The sequence below is a fragment of the Streptomyces sp. NBC_00377 genome, from assembly GCF_036075115.1.
Taxonomy (GTDB): domain Bacteria; phylum Actinomycetota; class Actinomycetes; order Streptomycetales; family Streptomycetaceae; genus Streptomyces.
On the sequence record NZ_CP107958.1, the window covers coordinates 8,815,803 to 8,838,939 of the forward strand.

Annotated in this window: 17 protein-coding genes; 11 read left to right on the plus strand and 6 right to left on the minus strand. The window is 70.1% G+C overall.

Annotation, left to right across the window (positions count from 1 at the left end):
- From kdpA to OHS71_RS39200, 3 genes are read left to right on the plus strand one after another with little or no spacing between them, the layout of a single operon-like run.
- A complete protein-coding gene (kdpA, locus tag OHS71_RS39190) occupies positions 1-1,716 on the plus strand; it encodes a potassium-transporting ATPase subunit KdpA (RefSeq protein WP_328484072.1) in 1,716 nt (571 codons plus the stop codon).
- Between the two features lie 29 nt (positions 1,717-1,745).
- Complete coding sequence (gene kdpB, locus OHS71_RS39195) at positions 1,746-3,842, plus strand: potassium-transporting ATPase subunit KdpB (RefSeq protein ID WP_328765846.1); 2,097 nt, start codon at positions 1,746-1,748, stop codon at positions 3,840-3,842.
- Between the two features lie 24 nt (positions 3,843-3,866).
- Complete coding sequence (locus OHS71_RS39200; protein ID WP_328484074.1) at positions 3,867-4,535, plus strand: potassium-transporting ATPase subunit C; 669 nt, start codon at positions 3,867-3,869, stop codon at positions 4,533-4,535.
- 223 nt (positions 4,536-4,758) lie between these two features.
- On the opposite strand, the gene OHS71_RS39205 is transcribed toward OHS71_RS39200, so the two are convergent.
- Positions 4,759-5,547 carry an SGNH/GDSL hydrolase family protein gene (locus tag OHS71_RS39205; protein ID WP_328484075.1) on the minus strand — a complete coding sequence of 263 codons (789 nt, stop codon included), beginning with the start codon at positions 5,545-5,547 and terminating at the stop codon, positions 4,759-4,761.
- 852 nt (positions 5,548-6,399) lie between these two features.
- Here OHS71_RS39205 and OHS71_RS39210 point away from each other — a divergent pair.
- Entirely contained in the window at positions 6,400-6,984 is a 585-nt protein-coding gene (locus OHS71_RS39210; RefSeq protein WP_328484076.1) for a TerD family protein, read from the plus strand.
- A 202-nt stretch (positions 6,985-7,186) separates the two neighbouring features.
- Positions 7,187-8,248: a hypothetical protein gene (locus OHS71_RS39215; RefSeq protein ID WP_328484077.1), complete on the plus strand. Its 1,062-nt coding sequence runs from the start codon at positions 7,187-7,189 to the stop codon at positions 8,246-8,248.
- A gap of 182 nt (positions 8,249-8,430) precedes the next feature.
- On the opposite strand, the gene OHS71_RS39220 is transcribed toward OHS71_RS39215, so the two are convergent.
- The 4 genes from OHS71_RS39220 to OHS71_RS39235 form a co-directional block, all read right to left on the minus strand.
- A complete protein-coding gene (locus OHS71_RS39220) occupies positions 8,431-10,410 on the minus strand; it encodes an amino acid transporter (RefSeq protein WP_328484078.1) in 1,980 nt (659 codons plus the stop codon).
- Between the two features lie 434 nt (positions 10,411-10,844).
- Positions 10,845-11,978 (minus strand): MFS transporter, encoded by a 1,134-nt coding sequence (locus tag OHS71_RS39225; RefSeq protein ID WP_328484792.1) that lies wholly within the window; start codon positions 11,976-11,978, stop codon positions 10,845-10,847.
- 307 nt (positions 11,979-12,285) lie between these two features.
- Positions 12,286-13,872: an erythromycin esterase family protein gene (locus OHS71_RS39230; RefSeq protein WP_328484079.1), complete on the minus strand. Its 1,587-nt coding sequence runs from the start codon at positions 13,870-13,872 to the stop codon at positions 12,286-12,288.
- Positions 13,873-14,350: 478 nt separating this feature from the next.
- Positions 14,351-16,498: an MMPL family transporter gene (locus OHS71_RS39235; protein WP_328484080.1), complete on the minus strand. Its 2,148-nt coding sequence runs from the start codon at positions 16,496-16,498 to the stop codon at positions 14,351-14,353.
- Positions 16,499-16,613: 115 nt separating this feature from the next.
- On the opposite strand from OHS71_RS39235, the gene OHS71_RS39240 reads away from it, so the two are divergent.
- From OHS71_RS39240 to OHS71_RS39255, 4 genes are all read left to right on the plus strand, one after another.
- Positions 16,614-17,000 carry a DUF302 domain-containing protein gene (locus OHS71_RS39240; protein WP_328484081.1) on the plus strand — a complete coding sequence of 129 codons (387 nt, stop codon included), beginning with the start codon at positions 16,614-16,616 and terminating at the stop codon, positions 16,998-17,000.
- Between the two features lie 603 nt (positions 17,001-17,603).
- Entirely contained in the window at positions 17,604-18,305 is a 702-nt protein-coding gene (locus OHS71_RS39245; protein WP_328484082.1) for an SDR family oxidoreductase, read from the plus strand.
- Between the two features lie 126 nt (positions 18,306-18,431).
- Positions 18,432-19,310 (plus strand): alpha/beta fold hydrolase, encoded by an 879-nt coding sequence (locus OHS71_RS39250; protein WP_328484083.1) that lies wholly within the window; start codon positions 18,432-18,434, stop codon positions 19,308-19,310.
- A gap of 429 nt (positions 19,311-19,739) precedes the next feature.
- On the plus strand, positions 19,740-20,174 hold the full coding sequence (locus tag OHS71_RS39255) for a VOC family protein (RefSeq protein WP_328484084.1): 435 nt from the start codon (positions 19,740-19,742) through the stop codon (positions 20,172-20,174).
- A gap of 127 nt (positions 20,175-20,301) precedes the next feature.
- Here the strand turns inward: OHS71_RS39255 and OHS71_RS39260 are convergent, their stop codons facing one another.
- A complete protein-coding gene (locus OHS71_RS39260) occupies positions 20,302-21,519 on the minus strand; it encodes a glycosyltransferase (RefSeq protein ID WP_328484085.1) in 1,218 nt (405 codons plus the stop codon).
- A gap of 508 nt (positions 21,520-22,027) precedes the next feature.
- On the opposite strand from OHS71_RS39260, the gene OHS71_RS39265 reads away from it, so the two are divergent.
- Positions 22,028-22,522: a MarR family winged helix-turn-helix transcriptional regulator gene (locus OHS71_RS39265; protein WP_328484086.1), complete on the plus strand. Its 495-nt coding sequence runs from the start codon at positions 22,028-22,030 to the stop codon at positions 22,520-22,522.
- The gene (locus OHS71_RS39270) at positions 22,519-22,998 is read left to right on the plus strand and encodes a MarR family transcriptional regulator (protein ID WP_328484087.1); all 480 of its coding nucleotides are present in this window, start codon (positions 22,519-22,521) and stop codon (positions 22,996-22,998) included. Before OHS71_RS39265 ends, OHS71_RS39270 begins: the two co-directional genes overlap by 4 nt.
- Positions 22,999-23,137 lie beyond the last annotated feature (139 nt).

Consider the following 23,137-nt stretch of genomic DNA (forward strand, 5'->3'; position numbering starts at 1 on the left):
ATGGGTCCCGTACTCGCCGGCGTCCTCCAGCTGCTTGCGCTCATCGCGGCACTGGCGCTCGCCTACGTCCCTCTCGGCAACTACATGGCCAAGGTCTACTCCTCCGACAGGCACTGGCGCGTCGAGAGGTGGATCTACAAGAGCATCGGCGCCGATCCGGACACCGAGATGCGCTGGCCCGCGTACCTGCGCGGCGTCCTCGCCTTCTCCGCGGTCGGCGTGATCTTCCTCTATCTGCTCCAGCGGCTCCAGGGCCACCTGCCCGGGTCGCTCGGCTTCAAGTCGATCGACCCGGACCAGGCGTTCAACACCGCCGCCTCCTTCGTCACCAACACCAACTGGCAGTCGTACTACGGCGAACAGGCCATGGGACACGTCGTGCAGACGGCCGGCCTGGCCGTGCAGAACTTCGTCTCTGCGGCCGTGGGCATCGCGGTGGCGGTGGCTCTCGTGCGTGGGTTCGCCCTCCCCCACTCTCGGCTTCGCTCGAGCGGGGGGACCCCCATCCGTACCGGTGAGCTGGGCAACTTCTGGTCGGACCTGGTCCGCGGCACCATCCGCATCCTGCTGCCGCTCTCCGTCGTCGCCGCGATCGTCCTGGTCGCGTGCGGTGCCATCCAGAACTTCTCCGGCATTCACGAGGTCGGCCAGTTCTTCCATGGGCACAGCATGGGCGGCGACCAGCAGTGGAACGGAGGAGCGGTCGCCTCGCAGGAGGCCATCAAGGAGATCGGCACCAACGGCGGCGGCTACTTCAACGCCAACTCCGCCCACCCCTTCGAGAACCCGACCCCCTTCACGAACCTCTTCGAGATCTTCCTGCTCCTGGTCATCCCGTTCGCGCTGACCCGCACCTTCGGCATCATGGTCGGTTCGCTCAAGCAGGGCTACGCGATCCTCGCGACCATGACCACCATCTGGGTCGGCTTCATCGCGCTCATGATGTGGACCGAATTCGCCCACCACGGCCCGGCGCTCCAGATCGCCGGGGGAGCGATGGAGGGCAAGGAGACCCGCATCGGGGTCGGCGCCTCGTCGATCTTCGCGGTGTCGACCACGCTCACCTCGACCGGCGCGGTGGACTCCTTCCACTCCTCCTACACGGGTCTGGGCGGCGGGATCACCATGCTGGGCATGCAGCTGGGCGAGATCGCGCCCGGCGGCACCGGTTCCGGCCTCTACGGCATGCTGATCATGGCGATCATCGCGGTGTTCATCGCCGGTCTCATGGTCGGCCGGACACCCGAGTACCTGGGCAAGAAGATCGGCACCCGCGAGATCAAGTTCGCCGCCTGCTACATCCTCATCACCCCGGCGCTGGTGCTCATCTTCACCGCCGCCGCGATGGCCCTGCCCACCCCCGGCAACTCGATGACCAACAGCGGCGCGCACGGCTTCTCCGAGATCCTCTACGCCTACAGCTCGGCCGCGAACAACAACGGTTCGGCTTTCGCCGGTCTGAACGCCGACACCCAGTGGTTCAACAGCACGCTGGGGCTGGCGATGATCCTGGGCCGATTCCTGCCCATGGTGTTCGTGCTGGCGCTGGCCGGCTCGCTCGCCGAGCAGAAGCCGGTGCCGGCGACCGCGGGCACCCTGCGCACCGAGAAGCCGCTGTTCACGGGTCTGCTGGTGGGCGCAATCCTGATCATCACCGGTCTGACCTACTTCCCGGCCCTGGCGCTGGGTCCGCTGGCCGAAGGGCTGGCGTCATGAGCACCCGCACACAGAAGCAAGAGGAACCGATGTCCACAGCCACCCCGACGCGGGCGCCGCACAGCGACGTGCCCACCGGGTCCGCGCCCGCCGAGGGCCGCGTGGGAGCGGGCCTCTTCGACGCCAAGCAGTTGCTCACGTCCCTGCCGGACGCGTTGCGCAAGCTCGATCCGCGGGTGATGGTCAAGTCGCCCGTGATGTTCGTGGTGTGGATCGGCTCGCTGCTCACCACCGTCTTCTCCTTCAAGGATCCGGGCGACTGGTTCGGCTGGACGATCAGCGTCTGGCTGTGGCTGACCGTGGTCTTCGCCAACCTGGCGGAGGCGGTCGCCGAGGGACGTGGCAAAGCGCAGGCCGACACCCTGCGCAAGGCCAAGTCCGACACCGTCGCCCGTCGGCTCGTCGGGGACCGCGAGGAGCAGGTACCCGGTACCGAGTTGCGCATCGGCGACCTGGTCGTCTGTGCGGCGGGCGACATCATCCCCGGCGACGGTGACGTCGTCGAGGGCGTCGCGAGCGTCGACGAGTCGGCGATCACCGGCGAGTCCGCGCCCGTCATCCGCGAGTCGGGCGGCGACCGCTCGGCCGTCACCGGCGGCACCAAGGTCCTCTCCGACCGCGTCGTCATCAAGATCACGACGAAGCCCGGGGAGACCTTCATCGACCGCATGATCACCCTGGTCGAGGGCGCGGCCCGGCAGAAGACGCCGAACGAGATCGCGCTGAACATCCTCCTCGCCTCGCTCACGATCGTCTTTCTGCTGGCTGTCGCCACGCTCCCGCCGTTCGCCGACTACGCGGGCACGCACCTGACGATGGTGGTGCTGGTGGCGCTGCTCGTCTGCCTCATCCCGACCACCATCGGCGCCCTCCTCTCGGCGATCGGCATCGCCGGCATGGACCGCCTGGTGCAGCGCAACGTGCTGGCCATGTCGGGGCGCGCCGTGGAGGCCGCAGGTGACGTCTCGACCCTGCTGCTCGACAAGACGGGCACCATCACGCTCGGCAACCGGCGGGCTTCGGAGTTCGTGCCGGTGAGCGGCACCTACGAGGCCGAACTCGCCGACGCCGCCCAGCTGTCGTCCCTGGCCGACGAGACGCCCGAGGGCCGCTCCATCGTCGTGCTGGCGAAGGAGAAGTACGCACTGCGCGAGCGCCACCAGGGCGAACTCACCGGTGCCGAGTGGATCGCCTTCACCGCTCAGACCCGGATGTCGGGTGTCGACGTCGACGGGCGCAGGATCCGCAAGGGCGCGGCCGGATCGGTCGTCGCCTGGGTCCGCGAGCAGGGTGGCGAGGTGCCCCAGGACGCCGCCGCGCTCACCGAGCGGATCTCCGGGGCCGGCGGAACCCCGCTGCTCGTGGCCGTCGAAGACGCCGAAGGCGCACGGGTGCTGGGCGTCATCCATCTCAAGGACGTCGTCAAGCAGGGCATGCGGGAGCGGTTCGACGAACTGCGTCGCATGGGCATCAGGACCGTCATGATCACGGGCGACAACCCGCTGACCGCCAAAGCCATAGCCGAGGAGGCCGGCGTCGACGACTTCCTCGCGGAGGCCACGCCCGAGGACAAGATGGCGCTGATCAAGCGGGAGCAGGCGGGCGGAAAGCTCGTCGCGATGACGGGTGACGGCACCAACGACGCACCGGCGCTCGCCCAGGCGGACGTCGGGGTGGCGATGAACACGGGCACGTCGGCCGCGAAGGAGGCCGGCAACATGGTCGACCTCGACTCCGACCCGACCAAGCTCATCGAGATCGTCGAGATCGGCAAACAACTCCTCATCACCCGGGGCGCGCTCACGACGTTCTCCATCGCCAACGACGTCGCCAAGTACTTCGCGATCATCCCGGCGCTGTTCGCGGCCGTCTACCCGGGCCTGGACAAGCTCAACATCATGGGCCTGTCCTCACCGGACTCAGCGATCCTCTCCGCCGTCATCTTCAACGCCCTGATCATCATCGCGCTGGTCCCGCTGTCCCTGAAAGGCGTGCAGTACCGGCCCGTGAGCGCGGACAGGATGCTCCGCCGCAACCTGACGATCTACGGCGTCGGCGGTCTGATCGCCCCCTTCGTCGGCATCAGACTCATCGACCTGCTCATCTCCCTCGTCCCCGGGCTGTAATTTCCTGAAAGCGTGCTCAAGGCCATGAACAACTCACTGACCAGGACGGTCCGGTTGCTCGGGGCGGGCCTGCGCGCCCTTCTCGTGCTGACCCTCGTGACCGGCGTCATCTACCCGCTGGTCGTCACCGGCATCGCCCAAGGGCTGTTCCGCAGTCAGGCGAACGGTTCCGAGATCAAGGCGGACGGCAAGGTCGTCGGCTCCTCACTCATCGGCCAGTCGTACAACCTGCCGCTGAAGAAGGGCCAGGAGACCCCGGAACCCGACCTGAAGTGGTTCCAGGGTCGCCCGCAGAACGGCCTCGGCACCAACAGCGTCAACACCCGGTACAAGCTGATCCTGTCCGGCGCCACCAACCGGGCCGCCGACAACAAGGACCTGATCGACTGGGTCACCGCTGCCAAGAAGGCCGTCGTCCAGGACAACTCGACGGCCGACTACACGGTCCGCCCCTCCGATGTCCCCGCCGACGCCGTCACCTCCTCCGGCTCCGGCCTGGACCCCGACATCTCCCCGCAGTATGCGGACCTCCAGGTGCACCGGATCGCCGAGAGGAACGGGCTGTCCGTCGCCCGGGTCCGGAAGCTGGTCGTCGAGCACACCGACGGCCGCACCCTGGGCTTCCTCGGGGAGCCCCGGGTAAACGTCCTGGAGCTCAACATCGCGCTCAAGGATCTCGTGGCGAAGGGCTGATGGCGTGGCGCGCCCTGCCGGTGAGACGGGTCCGCGAGACCGCGCTCCGAGCAGCAGCCCGCCGACCACTGGGGCGTCCTCGACGGGGCCGAAAGCCGAGTGGCGTCACGCGGCGCCGCAAGCAGCACACCTGGCGCCACTCGGCGCCACACCCCGACCCCCAAACGCCGAATGGCGTGCGTGGCGCCAACATGACGCACATCGATGCCGCGCCGGGCCGTACTCAGGCCGCGCTCTGCTGTGTCACCGGCCCCGGCTGGGGCCTCTTCGCCGAGCAGCCGTCTCCCGACGAGCGTCCGCGCAGCCGCCGCCACAGCCAGGGGCCGAGGAAGTCCACCGCCCAACGCACCTCGGCGCCGACGGCCCTCCACATCGGGACGGGAGGCTGCACGGACAGCGGCTCGGCCCAGGTGTCGTGGCCCGGCAGGCCGAGCGCGTGGGCCATGCCGGAGGCGATCCGCGCATGGCCCAGCGGGCTCGCGTGCAGTCGGTCGTCGGCCCACAGGCGGGGGTCGGTGGTGACGGGGTGCGCGTAGACGTCCAGGACGACGACGCCGTGCCGTTCGGCGGCGGCACGCAGCCGGGCATTGAGGTCGACGATCCGGGGGAGCACGCGGCGCGCGAGCGGGGAAACCTTCCCCAGGTCCGGGAAGGTCACCGTGGCGACGCGGGCGCCCGACTCGGTGAGGCGGGCGAACATCTCCTCGATGTCCGCGATGACCGCCCCGGCGTCGAAGCCCGAGCGCACCAGGTCGTTCATACCGGCCATCACGGTCACCAGGTCAGGCCGCAACTCCAACGCGGGGGCCAGTTGTTCGGCCCTGATCTGCGCGGCGGTCTTCCCGCGCACGGCGAGGTTGGCGTACGACAGGCCGGGCTGGTGCTCCGCCAGGATCTCCGCGAGCCGGTCGGCCCAACCGCGGTGGCCGCCGGCCGGGTCGGGATCGCCGAGGCCCTCCGTCAGGCTGTCGCCGATCGCTGTGTAACGCGTATAGGGATGCGGGGAGGTCATCAGGGCACCCTATATTTGCGTGAAGTTCAATCAAATGGGCGCCGAAGGTGATCTGCCGAAACCGCCGAGTGGGAAGCCGCAAAACGGCCGGCGGCGGGCGGAGTGAAGCAAAGGCGGCGGGGTCTTCATGGCTGCCGCACGCGAAGTGCCTTCACGAATCACTCCCGTGGTGACCGTGGGGCCTCCGCGGGCAACTGGGCTCCCCGCTCGGTCGATTGCCGGTCGGCCAGGTGCGCCGGTCTTGACCGACTCCTTGGTTGACCCCTTAGCCGGCACCCTGCGCCTCGGCTGACGGGCGGACGCCCGGTGTCGCCCCGTGGCGAGGGAACACCTCCGGTCAGGCCGAGTTGTTCGGTGTGTCATGGAAAGGGGTGGCATTCGTCGTCTGCCAGTCTGTAGGCATTTCACCCGGAGCTCCAGATTGGCGGTGATCCGCAGGTGCGTGGGACGGGTTCCCCGGAGGGTCCTGACAGCCGTACGGAGCGCGCTTCGAGCCGACCGACGAGCCGACCGAGCGAAACCACGGCTCAGCGGTCGGCCGCGCCGGCCGGCAGCGAGGTTCTGTTCACCGCCGTGGACGTGTACGCCTGGCTCGTGGTCCGAGGAGCTCGGCCTGACACGTCCTGCCACTTCGACTGGCCGCCCGGCCGGCCGCTCTAGACTGCGCTGCTCCCTTCGCCCTGCCGGGCTCCGCCGGCCGCGCCGCGGGGGTTCCGACCGTCGTCGACCTCGACGACGGCGAGAAGCTGAGCGGAGTCCGTGCACGCTATCGGGACCCCTCACGTGGAACCACGAAGGCACCAGGCACACTCTGCGTGTTGTAGTTCTTCGAGGCGAAAGGATGAGCCACGCATGATCACCCTCACCAAGGAAGACGGCCCGGCCGACCTGGACGGAGTGACCCACCTGTCCATCGGGGTGTCCTGGGACCCCACCGCCGGCAGCAGCGGCGGGGTGCTGGGCAAACTCCGCCGCAAGACCGGCACCGACCTCGACCTGATCGCCGTCGCGATGCAGGGCGGCGACCCGGTGCGCCTCGCGGGTCTCGACTCTCTCGACCCCATGGGCAATGGTTCCCTGGTGCACAGCGGCGACAACCAGACCGGGCACGGGGACGGGGACGACGAGACGGTGACCGTCGAGTTCGCGCGGATACCGCCCAACATCACGTCGATCGTGTTCGTGGCCGCCGCGTACAAGAAGGGCAGTTCCTTCCAGAAAGCGCGCAACATCAGCTTCAAGGTCTACGACGCGACCGGGGGCAACTCCCAGCAGGTGGCCGACATCTGGCCGAGCCTGCTCACCCAGGACAACGGCTGTGCCGTGGCCAAGGCGATGCGGGTCGGCGGCAGTTGGAAACTCGAAGTGATCAACGTGACGGGCAAGCTCAAGCAGGGTGACGAGCACGCCCTGATGCGTTTCGCCGTCAGTAAGTAGCTCGTGTCTGCGGCCGCCTCGGGGAGGGGAGCCGACGCCTGAGGCAGGGCCCGCAGCATGCGTGCCGAGTGCGTTCGCGTTGCGGCCGAAACCCGTGCGCGGGTTCGTTTCCGGACCTCCGGACCTCCCACCCCCGTGACGCGGGTCCGCGGGCATATGTGAAGGTGGTTCCGCTGGGCCGGCTACGAATACGGGGGTAGTGGTGAGCCAGGTGCTCTATGGCGAACGGTCGTGGAATCCGCTCGCGCGGACCGTGGAACTGACCGAGGAGCAACTGCGCAACGGCGGCAGGACCGCGCCGCTGAGTGAGCTGAACCTCGCCGCCATGGCCGAGGTGTTCCAGCGAGGGTGCTGGCTCGGAGGCGGCGGGACGGAGCGGCCGCTCGAGCGGCTGACGGAGGGCGCGGGGACCGTGCCGGTGACCCGCATCACGGGCACCACCACGCCTGTCAGGGTCCGGCAGGCCGCCGAGTTCGCCCGCAAGTTGGGTGAGTTGGCGGTGCGGCAGTGCGGTGGGCCTGCCCAGGTGGCTGCTCTTGCGGAGCAGGCCCGGGCCGAGGAGGTACCGCTGTGGATCGCACGCCGCTTCGCGCCGGGCCCGGCCGGACCGATCGCCGTCGCCGTGGACCGGCGCCTGGTGCGCGTGGACGTCTGGGGGCCGCATGCTCCCGTCGTTCGGATCCGGGCGCCGCACGGCTTCGACCGCTACGGCGTCGAATCGTCCGGCGGTCTGCGCATGACGGTCGGAGACGTCACGGCGGAGCTCGCGCTGAAGAAGAAGCTGCGCAAATCCAGGAGTCTCGTGGAGATGCGACTGCCCGGGCAGCACTGGGTACTACGACGTGAGAACGCACTGAGCTCGCGGCTGCTGCGCGACGGACGGAGTGTCGCCGTGCTGACGCGACCCCCGCGCCGGCCGTCGCTCGAGCCAGGGACGGTGCTGCTGCCACTGGCCCCTGTGCAGTATGAGAGCCCTGATCCGCTGGATGCCGTCATGGCGCATGTCTTCGCCGTCGCCTTCGGACTCGGGGACACGACGGGCTCGGCACGGTTCCGGTCCGCGCGGCGCCCTGCGAGCGGGGGTGAGCCCGTCGCCGCCGACGAAGCGTGGGACCGCCCCTGGTTCGCCAACCTCGGTCAGGGGAGCGACGACAACGAATCCGGCGGTGGCGACGGCTGGGGCGCGGACGGCGGTGACGGCGGCGGAGGCGACAGCGGCGGTGACAGCGGAGGCGGTGACGGCGGCGGAGGAGGGGGCGACTGAGGCATCCTCTGACGATGTTCCGTCAGCGCGCCCTTGGCGAGCGTGACCGGATTCGTCGAGACGCAGAAGGCTCCCGAGTTGCTGCCCCCCTCTCCGCCCCGCGCGTGGCCGACGCTGCACCGCGGTGAAGCCACCGCTGCCCGATCGGCGGGGACAGCCAGGGACGCGCCGTCTGCCAGGTGTCAACCCGCGACGTGGATGCCGGGGCGCCGGGCGGGGTCGGGCTGGTGTTGGCGGATGATCTCGCGGGTGAGGGGGGCGGTGTCGCCGCGGCCCAGGAGGAAGTAGCGGAACATGTGGGTCAGGGGACTGCCCTCGGCCCAGGCGAAGTAGCAGTGCGGCTGGACGCCGGTCTTCTCGTGCAGGGTGAGGAGGATCGTGGCGATGGCGTTCGGTGCGGCGGGGGCATCGGCCCGCAGGATCCGGTGCCCGTCGATCTCCACACCCCGGACGGTGAGGGTTTCGCTGAAGTCGGAGGGGTCGACCACGTCGATCTCCAGGAACAGGATGTCCGCGAGACCGGGAACGGGGTTGGTGGCACGCTGCTCGCGTTCCTTGTCCGCGTACTCGGCGCCGTCCCCGGCCTGGCGGCGGTTGGCGATGATGTTGATGGCGTTGTCGTGGGCGAGGGTGTCGGTGATGAACCGGCGGGCGGCTTCGTCGAAAACGATTTTGTCGGCGCGCAGTTCGGTGGTGCGTGAGATGCGGGAGATCAGCGAGATGGTGATGATGCCGACGATGAACATCGCGGAGATGGTGATGCCGTCCGGCTTGTCGATGATGTTGGCCATCAGCGCGTAGAGCAGCACGGCGGTCAGGACGGCGAATCCCACGGCCAGGGTGCGTTGGCGACGGCGCAGGGCGGAGACGGTGACGGCGAAGGCGCCGGAGACCATCATGGCCAGGATGCCGGTGGCGTAGGCGCCGGCCTGGGCGTCGATGTCGGCGTCGAACACGATGGTGATGATGACGCACAGGGCGGTGTAGACCAGGACGACGGGGCGCACCGCGCGGCCCCATTCGGGGGCCATGCCGTAACCGGGAAGGTAGCGCGGGACGATGTTCACGAGTCCCGCCATAGCGGAGGCGCCTGCGAACCACAGGATCAGGATCGTGCTGATGTCGTAGGCAGTGCCGAACGCCTCCCCGACGTGTTCGTGGGCCAGCCAGGCCAGGGCCCGGCCGTTGGCCGCGCCACCCGCCTCGAACTCCTTGTGCGGAATGAGGACGGTGGTCACGAAACTGGCGGCCAGCAGGTAGACGCTCATGACGAGGGCGGCCGTCGTGAGCAGCCTGCGGGCGTTGCGGATGCGGGACTTGAGCCGCTGTTCGGAGTTCTCACCCGAGGCGGAGATGAGCGGCATCATGCTCACCCCGGTCTCGAAGCCGGAAAGCCCCAGCACCAGCAGCGGGAAGGCAAGCAGAGCCGGGCCCGCCAGGTCACCGAACCCCCGGCCTTCGGTGAGCGCGCCGGTCCACGCCGAGAAGGCGTCCGGGCTGGTGAACACATCCACCAGGCCGACGCAGATGGTCACGGCGTTGAGCGCCAGGAAGACGGCGACCAGCGGGATGGCCACGCTCACGGCCTCGCTGAAGCCGAGCAGGAACACCCCGCCGAGGAGTACCAGGAGCGCCACGGTGATGACGACCTCGTGCCCGTGGAGGCTCTGCGGGGCGTAGGAGCTCTCCACCATGTGCACGGAAGCATCGGCCGCGGACAGGGTGATCGTGATGATCCATGAGGTCACCACGAACCCGAGCAGGACCAGGACGAACAGCTTGCCCCGCCAGAACGGCAGCAGGTCCTCGAGCATCGCCACCGAACCGGCCCCGTGCGGACTCTCGCCGGCCACCCGCCGGTACATCGGAAGCATCCCCAGCAAGGTCAGCACCACGAGCAGCAGAGTGGCCAGGGGTGAGACCGCACCGGCCGCGAGGGCGGCGATGGCGGGGACGTAGGCCAGGCTGGAGAAGTAGTCGACACCCGTCAGGCACATCACCTTCCACCAGGCATGCGACTCGCCGGCGCCCGTCTCCGCGGCCGGATCGACCGCCTGCACCCGGTGACGCAGCAACCACCGCGCCAGAGCGCCACCTCGGCGCTCCGGTACGGCAGGATCCTCCACCACGTCCACAGCGGCCAGATCGTCCACGTCGGTCATGTCCCCTACACCCTTCGACCCGCCCGGCGTGCAGGGCTCCACAGCCCCGCGACGATCACCGAGTGGGCGGCCTCCCGCCACCGTCGCCCCACCGGGGGGACGGCTCGCAGGAAGGCGCGCGTCCCCGCCCTTCTTCCCCGCCGCTCGTCTCCTGTGCGCGCTGAGCGCAGAGGAAATGGCCACACCCGGGCGGTCGGTACCCGCGGCTGGACGTGCCCGCCGATGAGGTTCCCCCGCTGCGCGGGAGCCGCTGACCACCCGACCACGACGACAAGGTCACGTGTCTGGGCCCTGAGCCTCGACCGCACGGTCGGTTCGCCGGGTCACCGCCCCGCCGCCCCTCCGCCCGCGGGCATCAACTCCTCGCGGACGCTCGCCGTGAGCGGGACGAACGCAGCCGACTCGACACCCTCGCCGGGATTGCCGTCCTGACATCAACCGCTGCGGTGACGGTGTACCCGGCCGATGACCGGACCGACGGCGAGCAGCACGGCCAGCGCCGCGTACCCGTGCGTGAGGGTGGTCGCCGTGGCCACGGCGGCGACGAGCAACGGCCCGCCCGCGTCCCCGAGTTCGCGGCCGAGCTCGGCGGCGCCCATGGTCTGGCCGAGGCGTTCGGCGGGAGTGGACGCGGCGAGGGCGGCGAAGCCGAGCGGAGTGATCAGACCGGTTCCTACGCCGATCAGAGTCGCCCCGGTCAGGATGCCGGTCAGACCGGGAAGCGCCGCGCAGCCCAGCCCGGCGGCCGCCAGCAGCAAACCCGCGGTGAGGCCCGAACGGGTTGTCAGCCGTCCGTCGTCCAAAGCCCGCCCCGCCCGGAGCTGGACCACGGCTGCACAGGCGGCGAGCACCGACACGGCCGCCCCCGTGGCCACGGTCCCCAGACCGGCCGTCCGACCGGAGACGGGGAGGAAGCCCACGCCGACCGAGAGGGCCGCGGTCGCCGCGGCGAGGGCCGCCGTCGGCGCGAGGAACGCCGGGTCGACCAGCCGCCGGGCCAGGTCCAGCACCGTCTGCCGGGCCCGGGGGAGCGGCGGCACCGCGGGCACGGCGAGGGCGCACCAGACGGCGACCGCCGCGCCGAGCACCGCAAGGACGGTGAACAGCAGCCGCAGGCCCCCGGCCCAGACCAGGACCCCGCCGAGCAGTGGGCCCAGCGTGTAGCCCACGGACTTGCAGAAGCCGTACGACCCGAAGGCACGGCCGTGCTTGGCGGCCGGATTGAGCCGGGCGACCAGGGCGGAGGCGGAGGGAGAGAAGGCGGAGGCCGCGGCGCCCTGGCCGAGGCGGGCCGCCCACAGCCAGCCAGGGCTGTCCGCGACGACGTACGCCCCGGAGGCGGCGGCGAAGGCGACGAGGCCGCCGAGCAGCACGGGCCGGGCGCCGACGCGGTCGGCGAGCGTGCCGAACAGCGGCTTCAGCACCACCTCGGCGCCGTCGTACAGCGCCAGCAGACCGCCGAGCACCATCAGTGAGGTGACGGCGTCCTTGGAGTGGCCGCCGAGACTGGCGGCGATTCCATGCGCGCCGAACGCGGTGGTGAAGCCCGCCGCGTACAGCGGCCACATCCGGCGGGCCGGGGCCGGTCGCGCCGTTGCCCGTGTCATCGACGCTGCGCCGGGGCCTGGTGCAGGTCGGTGAAGGCCCGCTCCGCGTAGTTTTCGCAGGCGGCGGCGCACGGTGCGAGCCGCGCACCGGCCGAGGCCGCCCTGGAGGACGTGGCGCTCCGGCGCAGCTCCCGCCGGACCTCGTTCCGACGCCGGGAGGGTCGCACGGGAGGCTTCGACATGAGGACGAGCCGGTGACCACCGGGCTCGGCATTCGTCACGCTGCACAACGTAGCAGCCGTCACAACCAGCGGCGTGCGGAATCAGATCAGGCCTCGAGCCTGTCGGCGCAGAGATCGGCAACCCCGCTCGGGCGAGGATCCCTGACCGGAACGGAGGACACCCGCGCAGGGTCGTCCCCGTCGCCGATGACCGCATCCTGCAACGCCGGGGAATCGCCTGGGAGCGGGGGTTCAGGAGACGCCGGCCCCGGGCGGTGTGCCGTGCGTCGCTGCTCAGGGTCGCCCAGGTACGTGGTGGCTGCGACGTCGTGCAGGTGGATGAGGATGTCGTGAGCCCGGCCGAGGGCCGTCCTGTACTCGACGGGGTCGGGCCACCCGGCGCCGATGTTCCAGGTGACGCGTTCCGTGTCCAGCCAGGCGCGCACGAGCGCGGGGGCAGTGCGCATGTCGAGGATGTAGTCGTCCTGGCGGGCCTTGTCCAGCGTGTGTTCGTTGGAGCCCGGTTTCGCGGCCTCCACGCGGTAGGTGCGCATCACGTTGTCCTCGGTGCCGAAGGCCTTGAACGCACCCTGGTCGAAACTGAAGCCGATGCTGACGTAGTCGTTGTCCAGCGCATCGCGCAGGAAGGCACCTTGGGTCTTGGGATACCGGGTGTCGAACGAGTCGTAGGACACATGGGTGTTGTGTGCCGAAAGCAGGATCCGGTCGCCGGTGTGCCGGTGCCACCAGTCCACGTTCTCGGCCATCACCTGGTCACGGAGTCTCATCATCGCGGCGCTCTGGGTCTCGTCGGTGAAGTCGAAGGCCATGCCCCTGGCCATCTGGTGGATGGCCCTGGCGTGTTGCACCATCCACAGGTGGTCCTGCTTGGCCGCGCCGGAAGCGGGCCGCTGTTCCCGCAGCAGCTCGTACACCTTCCCGGTCCGCTCCGCCCGCTCCTGGCGCTCGGCCAGCGGCAGCTTGAAGTACTCCTCGCTGTAGGTGCCGGCGTCGGTGGTCGGCGCCAGGCCGCGGTAGAGCCCGGTGACGCGCTCCAGCAACTGCGGGTACCGACGGGACACGTAGTCGGTCACTCGCTTGTACAGCTCCGGCCCGACGTAGCCCATGTCGTCGCCCATGAACTGCACCGGATCGTTCGGGTGCCGCAGGTTGTAGCCGCGCATCCACTCGATGAGGTCGAGGTAGTCCTGGTTGTTCCAGATCCGGTAGGAACCCTGGAACTCCTCTCGCGCTACGTCCTTGAGGTCGCCCTTCCCGTCCAGCACGTACTCGTTGAGCCGCACACCGCTGCTCCACGGGAGCTCCAGGGAGAAGGACCGAAAGCCCTTCTTCTCGACCAGGTAGCGGAAGACGCGGTGCTTCATGCGGAAGAAGTCCTGCGAACCATGAGTGGCCTCACCCAGCCCGACCACCTCGGCGCTCCGGACCATTCGCCCCAGCGCGTCCAGGTCCCGCAGACTGCCGGTCGGCTCCGTGCTCCTCAGTGTGTGGGCGCTGCGCTCGATGGCAGCGACCACGCTGTCCGCGTGCTGACCGGAGGCCGAGACCGGCGATACCGGGATCGGGGTGGGTGACGACTCGTGCGCGGTGTCCGCGATGGCCGGAGTGGCAACCGCCACCGCACAGAGGGAGAGGAGGACCGAGGGGATGATCACTGCTTTGCGTCGCGTCATGCCGATAGATTTCCGTGCGCAGAGGGTGCGTCACCAACCCGTGCGCTGCCCACCTCCAGGTAGCGCGTGCACTACCGTCGGGACACCTGGTGCCACCCTGAACGACGGGGCCCGCTGTGCAGCGAGGATGATGCGCGCGGTGACCTCCTGCGTCCGGTCGTGGCTGGTGCCTTCTCGATGATCATTTTGGCGGGGGGCCGGTTGCGCTGCGCGTCTCGCCTTCACCGGAGCCGTACGCCGGCAGGGATCGGCCCCGTCGCCGCCTGCCGATCCGAGGGGCGCGACGGCCATACCGAGCCGTTGTCGGCGCCGGTCCCGAGCTTGTCCGAGCGACCGGGCTGCACGCACCTTGATGTGCCGGTTCGCGCCGTCCTGACGGTGCTCTACGGGCTCCTCCGGGTGAGTTGATGACGGTCGACCGGACCTTGGGGTAGCGGTGGGCCCGGGCAGGGCCGGGGCCCACCGGTGCCGGGAGTGCTCAGTCGTGGGAGAAACGGATGTCGGGCAGGACCTTGCGCAGCCGTGCGGGGCTCCACCACGCGGCACGGCCGGTGAGGCGGAGCAGGGCGGGGAGCAGGACGAGTCGGATGAGGAAGGCGTCGAGGAGAACGGCGGTGCCGAGGACGATGCCCATCTCCTTGGGCGGGAGCGGCTCGGCGAGGGCGAAGGTGAAGAAGACGGCGACCATGACGCCCGCTGCCGCGAAGATGACGCGGCCGGAGTGGGCGAGGGCGGCGGTCATGGCCTGACGGGGGTCGCCCGTGTGCTCGAAGTGCTCCTTGGCGGAGGAGAGCAGGAAGACGGTGTAGTCCATGGCGATGGCGAAGATCATCGCGAAGAAGAAGACCGGACCCCAGCCGTCCAGGAATCCCTGCGGTTCGAAGCCGAGCAGCCACGAGCCGTGGCCGTCCTGGAAGATCAGCCGGGCGACGCCGAAGGCGGCGGCAGTGGCGAGGAGATTGGTCAGCACCCCGAGGGCCGCGATCAGCGGGGCCTGGAGGGCGACGAGCAGCAGGACGAAGCCGAGGGCCAGGATGACGCCGATGACCAGCGGGGCCTTGTCGTCCAGAGCCTGCTTGAGGTCGATGTTCTCCACGGCCGCGCCGCCGACCAGTGCCTGGTTCGGTAGTTCGGCCCGGAGGGTGTGGACGGTGTTCCTCAGTGACCCGTCGGAGGGGTCGACGGACGGCATGGCCTGGACCAGGCTCCAGTGCGAGCCGTCGGCGGCCGACTGGGCCGGCAGGACGGCGGCGATGCCGTCAGCGGCGGCGAGAGTACGGGCGGTGGCCTGCGCCTGGGCGGTGGGCGTGAGGATCTGGAGCATGCCGGGGGCGCCCTTGCCGAGGGCCTGTTGCGCCATGGCGTAGCCCTGTCGTGAGCTGTCGGTCGCGGGGACGACGGTGATGGACGGCATCGCGGTCTTCAGCCCGGACACCGGGACGGCGAGCGCGACCAGGACCAGCACCGCGGGCACTCCGTAGCGCAGCGGGTGACGCCACAGCTGCTCGCCCCAGGCGCCGAAGCGGGGCGAGACGACCTGGTCGGTGCGGGTCCGGGGCAGGGCGAGCTTGTTGACGCGCGGGCCCAGCCTGCCGAGGACGGCGGGCAGCAGGGTCAGCGTCGCTGCGAGCACGAAGACGACGGAGAGCATGATGCCGACGGCCATGGTGCGGACCGCCGGGGCCGGCACGAGCATCACGGCGGACAGGCTGACGAGCACGGTCAGTCCGGACAGCAGCACGGCCTTGCCCGCGGTGTCCATGGTCTCCTGCACCGCTCGGCGGGGGTCGCCGTGGCGGGCGAGGGCGCCGCGGAAGCGGATGACGAGGAAGAGCGCGTAGTCGATACCGAGCGCCAGGGCGAACATCAGGGCGAAGTCCATGGCCCAGATGGAGATCGGCGTGACATGGCTGATCAGGACCAACGAGCCCACGGAGGCGGCCAGCCCGGCCATGGTGAGCAGCAGGGGCAGGCCGGCGGCGACGAGCGAGCCGAAGGCGATCACGAGCACGACCAGGGTGACCGGCCAGGACAGGATCTCGGCGTGGATCATCGCGTCCAGGTTGGCGGTGTTGAAGTCGCTCCACAGGACGGACGCCCCGGTGGCCCGCACGGTGATGCCGTCGGCGGACAGTGCGCGCAGCGGATCCTTGAGGTCGTCGGAGGCCCGCACCATGTCGTCCGGGTCGGCCTCGGCGCCGCCGAGCAGTACGGCGGTCCTGCCGTCCCGGCTGATCGTCGCCCCGGCCCGGGGCTGGACGACCTCGGAGATCCGGTCGTCGGCGGTCAGCAGCTTGGTCGCCTTGGTGAGCACGGTCTGCACGGCGGGATCGGTGACCGGCCGGTCGGCGTGGACGACGACCTGGATCGCGGTGGAGCCGGTGCCGCCGAAATGCTGCTGGGCCAGCTCGCGGACCGCGACGGACTCCGAGCCGTTGCTCTGCCAGCCCGCACCGGACAGCGCGGTGGTCACCTGCGGCGCGAAGACACCGAGCAGGCCGACCACGATCACCCACCCCGCCAGGACAGTCCTGAAGCGCCTCGCCGTCCAGTCGCCGAGGCGCCCCAGCGGGCCGGACGGAGAGGGTGGCGCTCCGGTGTTCGGGGCGTGGTCGACGACGGTCATGGAATCCTCCTGAGATACCCCGGGGGGTAATTGGTCTGCGACAAGGAGCGTACCTGAATACCCCTGGGGGTATCGTTGAACGCGTTCGCCCGCTTGTCCGTCACTGGAGAACCCCGTGAGCTATGACCGCACCGTCAGCCTGACCAGCGACTTCGCCACCACGGTCGACGCCGTACGCGAAGCCCTCGCCGCCCAGGGCTTCGGCGTCCTCACCGAGATCGACGTCAAGGCCACCCTCAAGGCCAAGCTCGGCCACGACATGGAGGACTACCTGATCCTCGGCGCCTGCAATCCGCCCCTGGCCCACCGCGCCATCGAAGCCGACCGCGCCATCGGCCTGCTGCTGCCCTGCAACGTCGTCGTGCGCCGAGCGGGCGACCACACGCTCGTCCAGGCCCTGGACCCGAACACCATGGTCACTCTCGCCGGCCTGCCCGCCCTGGAGCCCGTCGCGCAGGAGGCCGCTGCCCGCCTGGACGCCGCCCTCGCCTCGCTCGCCTGACCGCCCGTGAGGTCTCTGCCTGGCGAGGCGCGACCTGACGCGCCGCTGCGGACCGCCGCCGGGCGTCCCCCTCGCGTCGTTCGGCTGCCGGCGAGCGAAGGTGAGGACCTATGCCGACAGCCCGGGCGGCAGATGCCATGACGCGTTTCGGCCGCCCGTCGGACCGGTTCGGTGAGTCGTCGCGTCCCTCCATGCAGGGGAACGCGCAGGCGCTACCGGCGTGCTGGTCTGCTCATGGAGGACCTGGTGGCATCCTCGAGGCCGAGCGAGACGATCAGGTCGTCGACGGGGCCGGCTGAACCGCCAAGAAGATCTGCGCGGAGCCGTCGCCGTGACGCGGGCGTCGCGGGCGGCCGCTCCGATCAGAGACGGCCGGTTGGTCTTCTCCCTGCTCGGCGACCGCCCTCCGCCTGCCTCCGTCGAACCTCGCGGGCGGGCGCGTGAGGCCTGTGTGACGGCCGGGCTTCGCCTTTCGGGCGCGGATCGTCCGGGGCTCATCTGCCGACGCGACGGGGTTCGGTTCGGCACGGGGACTTGCGCGCGGAAACCGATCAGTTTACCGTGATGGAAACCGATCGGTTTCTCACCTGTGGAGGCACAGTCATGACCGCACTCAAGGGCGCCAACGTCTTCGTCACCGGCGGCAGCCGGGGCATCGGCAAGGCGCTGGTGGAGGAGCTGTACGCGCGCGGCGCCGGCAAGGTCTACGCCACGGCCCGCGACCCGCGCACCGTGACGCACCCCGACGCGGTCCCGGTGGCGCTGGAGGTCACCGACCCGGCCTCCGTGGCGGCGGCCGCCGCGCAGGCGCAGGACGTCACCATACTGATCAACAACGCCGGCGCCTCGGTCGGCGCGTCCTTCCTCGACTCCCCGGTCGACGACGTACGCCGGGAGTTCGAGACCAACTTCTACGGCCCGCTCCTTCTCACCCGGGCCTTCGCACCGGTCATCGAAGGCAACGGCGGCGGCCACCTCCTCAACGTGCACTCCGTGCTCTCCTGGATCGCCCTCGGCGGCTCCTACAGCGCCTCCAAGGCCGCCCTGTGGTCACAGACCAACTCCCTGCGCCTGGAACTCGAGCCGCGCGGCATCACCGTCACCGGCCTGCACGTCGGCTACGTGGACACCGACCTGACCGCCGGCGTCGACGCACCCAAGACCAACCCCCGTGCCGTCGCCCAACTCGCCCTCGACGGCATCGAGACGGGCGCCTACGAAGTCCTCGCCGACGACATCACACGCCAGGTCAAGACCGGCCTCGCCGGCGACCTGGCCGGACTGTACCCCCAACTGGCGAAGTAGCTCCCGCGCCCGGCGAGAGCCCCGACCGCCGACGACGGGCGTCACCGCCCCGCTGCCCAACCACCCCTCCACCCGCGGCCGTATCCGCACCCCCATCCGCGGTCCACCCGTCAAGGAGTCGACGAGATGCCCGACCACGAGCCCCGTCCCACGATCCACATCCCGGGAGCCACCAGCCACACCATCGCGCCGCGTCCAGGACGCCGCGGCCGCGAGGGAACGCTGCGCTACCTCAAAGCCGGCACCGGCGCCCCCCTGGTCCTGCTGCATACCGTGCGCACGCAGGCCGAGCACTTCCGCCTCCTCATTCCTTCGATCGCCGAGCACTACACCGTCTACGCCCTCGACCTGCCGGGCATGGGCTACTCCGAGATCGTGCCCGGCGCGTCCTACGACGAGCCGGCCATGCGCGAAGGCGTCAAGCGGCTCCTCGCCGAGCTCGACCTCCACGACGTGACACTGGTCGGGGAGTCCATGGGGGCCGTGCTCGCCCTGACCACCGCGGCCGACCTGCCGGAACGCGTCCGCCGCGTCGTCGCGGTCAACGCGTACGACTTCCGCGGCGGGATCGCCCGCTCCAGCCTCCTCGCCCGTGTGGTGGTCAGCGGTGTCCTCACCCCCGGAGTGGGCCCGGTGATCGCCAGTCAGGAGCCAAGGCCGGCCCTCAGCAAGATCCTCCAGGGCGGCCTCGGCGACAAGAGCGCACTGCGCGAGGACTACCTGGACGAGCTCCTCCAGGTCGGCGGCCGCGCCGGCTACCCGACCGTCGCGCGAGCCGTGTACCAGGCCCTGCCCAGCCTCATCGCAGCCCGCTCGCGCTACCCCGAGGTCAAGGCCCCCGTGCATCTCGTCTACGGCGAGAAGGACTGGTCCCGGCCCTCGGACCGGGAGGCCAACAAGCAACTGCTGCCGGCCGCGGACTTCACGCAGGTGGCGAAAGCGGGCCACTTCATCGCCCTGGAACGGCCCGACGTAGTGGCAGACCTGCTGGCCGCGGTGGCGTGACCACCCGGACGCAGGCCGGCGAGCGGGCTTCCGTGACAATTTCACGGGATTCTGGAACGCGGATTTCAGGACGGGCAAGTTGTAAACGGGCAAGTTGTAAACGGGCGAGCGGTCGCGCGGCGCGGTAGACGTCGCACGACGAGTTCAATGGTCACGATCGTCACCGGGAGCTTTTGCCGGGAAGCACGTGGTTCGAGCGGCGCGGCACTCGAACCGGTCCCTGTCCGCAGAACCGACGCCGCGAGGCGATGCCGGAGGGGGACGTGCCGGACATCGGCTGAAGCCTGGTCAAGGACGGCGCACCGTGTGGCGGTGCGGGTGCATCCGTCCGGGCTCGACGTCCTGCACGGGGCTCCACAGTCCACCGCCCATCGGCGCGTGCACATGTGCCGCCGGGCTGCGCTCCAACTCCCCTGCTATGGTGCGCCGATGTCACCGATCAGGCATTTCCAAGTCACCTTCGACTGCGCAGAACCTGAGCGGGTCGCTCGCTTCTGGTGCGAGGTGTTGGGCTACGTCGTACCGCCGCCACCGGAGGGGTTCGCCACGTGGGACGACTTCGATCACTCTCTGCCGCCCGAGCGGCAGGGAGCGGCGTTCAGCTGCAGCGACCCCTCCGGCGTCGGCCCGCGACTGTACTTCCAGCGCGTCCCCGAAGGAAAGGTGGTCAAGAACCGCGTGCATCTTGACGTCCGTGTCGGCACCGGACTCGTGGGGGAGGAGCGACTCGCCACGCTCGAAGCCGAGTGCGCACGGTTGGTCGCGCTCGGCGCTGCACAGGTGCAAGTGTTGCTTGCCGACGACCACAACGAGTCCTGCATCGTGATGCAGGACATCGAGGGCAACGAGTTCTGTCTGGACTGAGCGTCCTCCGAAACGGTGAGCTGGAGGGCCGTCTCTTCCGCTTCTGAAGGCGGCCTCGCACGGGGCGGGACCGGTCCCCGGCATGCGTCTCCACCGCGCTACGTGTGATGCACGCCGGCGCGGGCGACTATTCCTGGCCGACCGAGGCGAGCAGCAGTTTCGCGGCCACCGTCGCCCCGTCGCCGCGGATCGTGCCCGCCACCGTCCGTGCCCGTTCGCGGGTTTCGGGCATCAGGGCCATGGCGAGTGCGGCAGACGTGGAGTCGAAGGTCGGCGTAGGGCCGTCGTGAGCCGAGCCGATGCCCAGCTCGGCCACTCGGGCGGCCCAGTACGGCTGGTCCGCGATCCGGGGGATCACCACCTGGGGCGCACCTGCCCGGGCCGCCGCCGTCGTGGTGCCCGCACCACCGTGGTGCACGACGGCGGCCACCCGGCCGAACAGTGCCTGCTGATTGACCTCGCCGACGACGAAGCAGTCGTCGGCTTCGTCGACCGGGGCCAGTCCCGCCCAGCCGCGGGCGAGCAGCACGCGTCGGCCCTGCGCACGGCTCGCTTCGATGGCCACCTGCGCGATGTCCTTCGGAACGTGTGCGGCCATGCTGCCGAACCCCACGTACACCGGTGGTGTGCCGGCGGCCAGGAACGCCTCCAGGTCGTGGGCGAGCGGACGGTCGTCAGGCAGGATCCACGCCCCGGTCTGTACGACGTCGAGGTCCGTCATGCCCTGCGACGGACACAGCGTCGTGTCTGCCGCCAACCACGGCCGGTCGGTGAGGACGTGGTCGCGGACGTTGCCCACCGGCGGCAGACCGATCGCCGCCCGCTGGCTGTTGAGTGCCTCGCCGTACAACGCGTTCACCCTCTGGGCGTCCTGCTCCCACAGCACCCGGTTGTCGGTCTCGCCCTGCGGGGACTGCTTGCCCGGCCGCGCACCCGGAGGGAAATGCCGCGACGGCAGTCCGGACATGTGGAAGCACGCCAACACGTAAGGGACGCCCAGCTTCTCGGCCACGTCCCGCGCGCCGGCGGGCATCAGACCGGTGGCCAGCAGCGCGTCACATCCCTCGGCCGCCGCACCGAGCGTGGCGAACCGTGCGGCGACGAGCTCAGGAGCGAGCCTGAACGCGTCTTTCGCCGTCGGTGGCTTCGTCCCGGCGACCACCGAACGCACCGCCGGACCGAGAGGTACGTGCGGCACGCCGACACGCGCGAGCAGCGCCGTGAACTCCTCGTCCGGCGGCGCGCACACCCGCGCCTGCGCACCCAGTTGCCGTAAGCCCACCGCCAGGGCCGCCAGCGGTTCGACATCTCCGCGCGATCCCCACGCCGTCAACAGCACTCGCACTTCGCGTCTCCCCTGTCTGAAGGTCTGGCTTTCGGCCGCCGATTCTGCGGTACGACCCGGGTCTTGCCGCAAGCCCCCCGGTGCGCTATATGTTGAGAGTGGCAAGGAGTGGGATCTCCTTGCCTTTGTTTTTTTGGGTTGTTCCTCGGCGGTCGGACAATCCTTTTCGCGAGGCGAGCGCTCGTCGCGTGCGGCCTACGACGAGCTTCGACGCCCAGTCGGCAGGCGGTCGGACCGGCCGGGGCCGGCTGGGGAAGATGGCCGGTGAGCGGGAGGATGCGTTCAGTCGGTTGTCCGGTGAACCGGGTTCCGGTGAGGGCGGGTTCGGTAATCCGGCTCCCTCCCCACGGCCCGCGCCCTCGACTCCGGCCTTTCCTGGACGTCTTCCGTGCCGCGCCCGACCGCACCACGACGGACAGGACGGGGCGGCGGGCGGTGCTCTGTTCGTCCGCTGTCGCATCCGCCGAGATAGTAGCCATGGATATAGTGTCCATGTACTCTATTTGGTATGAGCACGGTTCCACCGGGTCCCACGCCCGGCTTCCTGGTATGGCGGCTCGCCAGCAAGTGGCGTGTCGCGGTCGATCGCGCGGTTGCTCCGCTGGGTCTGACCCATGCGCAGTACGTACTGGCCGCCTCGCTGCACGGCATGCAGCGCGAGGGCGAGCGGCCCAGTCAGCGTCGGCTCGCCGACCACACCGGCCTGGAAGCGCTGTACGTCTCGAAGCTGGCGCGCACCCTGGAGTCGGCCGGGCTGATCGAGCGGACCCGCGACCCCCGCGACCCGCGTGCGGTGCAGCTGGCCCTCACCGAGCACGGGCAGACCCTCACGCGGCAGGCCATCACGGCCGTACAGGAACTGCTTCAGCAGTTGCTGGAGCCGCTCGGCGGTCTGGACGCCCCTCGGACGCGCGCGTTCACCGAGGAGCTGGGGACCCTGCTCGACGCACCTCTCATTCCCTCAGCACCCGATGACGAGAGCACTCAGGGGGCACCATCATGACCACCACGGCATCCACCTCCACCGCATCCGCCACCACCGCACCCGTCGCCAACGCCCGCGATCTCGCCCTGGCCCACTACGCCGCCCGAGGCGTCCTGGAACGCGTTCTGGCCCGGCACGGCGTCACGTTCCAGCAGCATGTCGCCCTGCGCGCAGCCCTCGTGTGCGACGCCCCGCAGACGCCGGACGCGCTCCTCACCCAGGTTCAGCAGTCCCTCAAGGCGGATCCGGCGGACATCCGCGCCACGCTCCACGAGCTGCTGGCCGAACACCTGCTCGTCGCCGAGGATGGTCACCTCCGTCCCACCGACGCGGGGCGCGAACTGATCGCCGCCGTCGGCGCAGAGGCCGCCCCCGTCTCCGCCCGCATCTGGGGCGGGATACCCGCCGAGGACCTGGCCGTCGCCGGCCGCGTGCTCGCCCACGTCACGGAGCGTGCCAACGCGGAGCTCGAGGCGCTGGCTGCTGACGCCTGATCGCCGACGAGCCCCGGTTCCGGGCGGAACCGGTAGGGCGCCGGGCGTGGCGGAACTCCCTTCGGCCGCATGACGGAGTGCGGCTGGCGCATCTGCTCCCAGCAGGGCGCCTTCGCCGGCTGAAGCACGAGCCGGAGTT